Genomic DNA, 2,647 nt, shown 5'->3' with positions numbered 1-2,647 from the left:
GAGGCGAACGCGCTGGGTGTCGGGCCAGCGCGACGGGGTGCGCTTGGACGTGAGCGAGCTCCGCGCCGCCATGCAGCGGAGCGGCATGCCGACGTCGACTCCGGTTCCGTGGAGCGCGGGGCTCGCGAGGTTGGCGAAGGGCGTCGTGCTCGCGACGCCGACCTGGTTCGCAGCGGTGCGTTCTCGTCATGGAGGTCGATCTCCCGGCGCTCCCGACCTTCGACGCCGCCGCCGGTTTGTTCGCCGTCGCGCTCCCTGCTAACCGCGGTCGAGGCCGGTGACGGACCGGCATCGCAGCGGGAGGGCGAACTCGGACATGGCCGCATTCGACGACTCCGCCGATCCCGAGCTGGGCGCGGCGTGCAACCGCCTCGCCGCCTGGGTGGAGCCTCTGCCGGCCGGGGCGGTGATCGATCAGGCCGGCGGCCTCGCCGAGCAGGATCTCGCACTCATCCTCCGGCATCTGCACGCCACCCGTCTGGCCGGTTCCGTCGATACGCCCGCCGCCGCCGCGGCGGCGTCGCGGCCGGCCAGCCGCCCGTCCGTTCCGATCACCGCGCGCGACTGACCGGCGATGATGCGAGTGTGGGGTGCTTCGTGGCAGATCGCGCTGACGATCCTCGTGGCGCCCTTCTACGTCGGGCTCTTCGTCATCACGGCGGTGGGCGCGGCGCTGACCAGGCGACCGATGCGCTGAGCGGCAGGCCGAGTACGTCATGGGACGATGCGGCGCCTGCTCGCTGCGCGGGTCGGAGCCTGCGGCGTTGCCCGACCAGACCGGCTTCTCGCCCGGCGTGCCGCACTTGGCGTACTTGCCGTTCGCCCTGCACCGCGTCGCCTTCCGTGCCGCCGTCGAGGCGCACTTGATGAACCTGTCCGTCTTCTGGTTCTTGCAAAAGGCTGCGAGCGCGACGGAGGCCACGGCGGGAAGAAGCGCGCGAACCATGTGACGGGCTCCACGCCGATAAGCCGGAACGGTGATGAAAGGCGCTGGCGTGATCGACGCAACGCCCCGACGTTGAGAACGAAAGACGAACGGGCTACGCCCGTCCGACAGTCGACTCGATCGGAGACGGACAATGCCCCTGATATCCCCTTTCACCGCCGCGATCCCGCTTTTGAACCAGCACGGCGAGACGTTCGGCGCCTGGGTGGCTGCGCAGGTCGATCGCGAGGGTCTGGTCGGAGAACTCGTGGCGGGCGCCAAGGCTGATCGCCGATTCCCCAGGAGCGGCAGCCCCGACGACGTGCGCCGGCATCTCTCCGCGATGCAGGCGGACGGCGATCTGTTCGAGGCCGTCGACGAGGCGGAGACCGACTGGCTCGCCTACTGATGGAGCGCATGGATCCCCGGGCGGCGGTGACGGCGGCGGCGCGGCGGCGTGGCCTCTCGCTGGAGTCGCTGTCCTGCATGATCGGCCGCGATCCGGCCTTCCTGGAACGCTACGTCGAGGGCAGGGGACCACGACCGCATCCGGCGTTCGAACGCCGCGCGCTCGCGATGACGCTGGATCTCGACGAGCGCAGGTTGGGCGCCGTCGAGCCGTGGATGCCCGCGGTGCGCTGAACGACGTCGGATCGTATCGCAGCATGCCCGGCGGATCGGATCACCAGCCGCGGCTGCCGGGGACTCCCTTGAACGGCCCGACCACGCCCGAGGTGACCCAGCCGCCGTAGAAGCCGCCCGGCTGCGGCGTGACCGTCTCGCCGTCGACGCTGCATCGATCGAACGCCGCCGCGTAGAAGGCGACGTGGTCGCGCAGCGCGGCGAACGGCGGGGTGGGATGGGCATAGCTCCACCCGACGCGCGGCAGCACGACGTCGCCGACCACCACGTCCAAATAGGCCGCCGTCCCCTTCCACTCGCAGAACGAAGCGCCCTCCGCGCGGCGCAGGATGCCGGGCGCGATGTCGTCTCGCGGGATGTAGTAGCTCGGCGGATGGCTGGTCTCGAGCGTGCGGATCGCCGCGTGCGTGTCGGCGACGACCCGGCCCAGATGCTCGATCACGATGCGCGCGGCGGTCGGCTCCGCAATCGCCGGGCGGGGGGAAGGCCCAGACGCTCTCCTGGCCGGGGTTCGCGGGATCGGGTCGCGGCCTCACGTCGGCACGACTCGGCGCACGGCGCGCTGCAGCGACGGGCGGACCCGCAGGAATCCCAGATACGCCGTCTCCAGCAGCCGGAGCGCCGTCGGCGAGCGCGCGAGCAGACCGAGCGGCCGCAGCACCGGGATCGCGCGCCACATCGCCGCGAACGCGGCGGCGCCCGACAGCAGCCGGCCGTCCTCGCTCGCGTGGAAGCGGGCGAGCAGCACCCGTCGATCGATAGGGCAGGTCTCCTCGGCCGACGTCGTGGCGTCTACGAAGCGGATCGCGCGGCGCGTGTCGAGACGGCGCATCAGCGAGATCTCCGCGCGGCAGAGCGGACAGGCGCCATCGTGCCAGACGGTGAGTTCGGTCATGGATCGCATATGGGAGCCCGGCATGCGCGTGCATCGCTTTCGACCTCGTCGGGCAGTGCGCCGTGCATCTGGAAGTCCGGGCGAAGCCGACGACATCGCTTGACGCGGCGACCTCCGATGCGGAACATAGAGGGAACATGTCGATTCCCGAGTCCATGAGCGCACGCGCGACCACGATGGCTGGA

Annotated in this window: 6 protein-coding genes and 1 pseudogene; 5 read left to right on the top strand and 2 right to left on the bottom strand. The window is 71.0% G+C overall.

The window, feature by feature from the left end; genetic code table 11:
• The first annotated feature begins 316 nt into the window (after positions 1-316).
• From ACE5C1_RS08640 to ACE5C1_RS08620, 5 genes are all read left to right on the top strand, one after another.
• Positions 317-568: a hypothetical protein gene (locus tag ACE5C1_RS08640; RefSeq protein ID WP_374943661.1), complete on the top strand. Its 252-nt coding sequence runs from the start codon at positions 317-319 to the stop codon at positions 566-568.
• Between the two features lie 6 nt (positions 569-574).
• Complete coding sequence (locus ACE5C1_RS08635) at positions 575-697, top strand: hypothetical protein (RefSeq protein ID WP_374943660.1); 123 nt, start codon at positions 575-577, stop codon at positions 695-697.
• A 67-nt stretch (positions 698-764) separates the two neighbouring features.
• On the top strand, positions 765-950 hold the full coding sequence (locus tag ACE5C1_RS08630; protein WP_374943659.1) for a hypothetical protein: 186 nt from the start codon (positions 765-767) through the stop codon (positions 948-950).
• Between the two features lie 129 nt (positions 951-1,079).
• Positions 1,080-1,334, top strand: a complete 255-nt coding sequence (locus ACE5C1_RS08625; protein WP_374943658.1) for a hypothetical protein — start codon at positions 1,080-1,082, stop codon at positions 1,332-1,334.
• Positions 1,334-1,567 (top strand): hypothetical protein, encoded by a 234-nt coding sequence (locus tag ACE5C1_RS08620; RefSeq protein ID WP_374943657.1) that lies wholly within the window; start codon positions 1,334-1,336, stop codon positions 1,565-1,567. Before ACE5C1_RS08625 ends, ACE5C1_RS08620 begins: the two co-directional genes overlap by 1 nt.
• A gap of 40 nt (positions 1,568-1,607) precedes the next feature.
• Here the strand turns inward: ACE5C1_RS08620 and ACE5C1_RS08615 are convergent.
• Both ACE5C1_RS08615 and ACE5C1_RS08610 read right to left on the bottom strand, forming a co-directional pair.
• A pseudogene (locus ACE5C1_RS08615) lies at positions 1,608-2,103 on the bottom strand (DUF427 domain-containing protein).
• Complete coding sequence (locus tag ACE5C1_RS08610) at positions 2,100-2,462, bottom strand: DUF393 domain-containing protein (protein ID WP_374943656.1); 363 nt, start codon at positions 2,460-2,462, stop codon at positions 2,100-2,102. The pseudogene ACE5C1_RS08615 and the gene ACE5C1_RS08610 overlap by 4 nt, the downstream one beginning before the upstream one ends.
• Positions 2,463-2,647: the final 185 nt, after the last annotated feature.

The sequence above is a fragment of the Sphingomonas sp. genome, from assembly GCF_964263785.1.
Classification (GTDB): domain Bacteria; phylum Pseudomonadota; class Alphaproteobacteria; order Sphingomonadales; family Sphingomonadaceae; genus Sphingomonas.
This window is presented reverse-complemented; position numbering and strand designations above follow the sequence as displayed.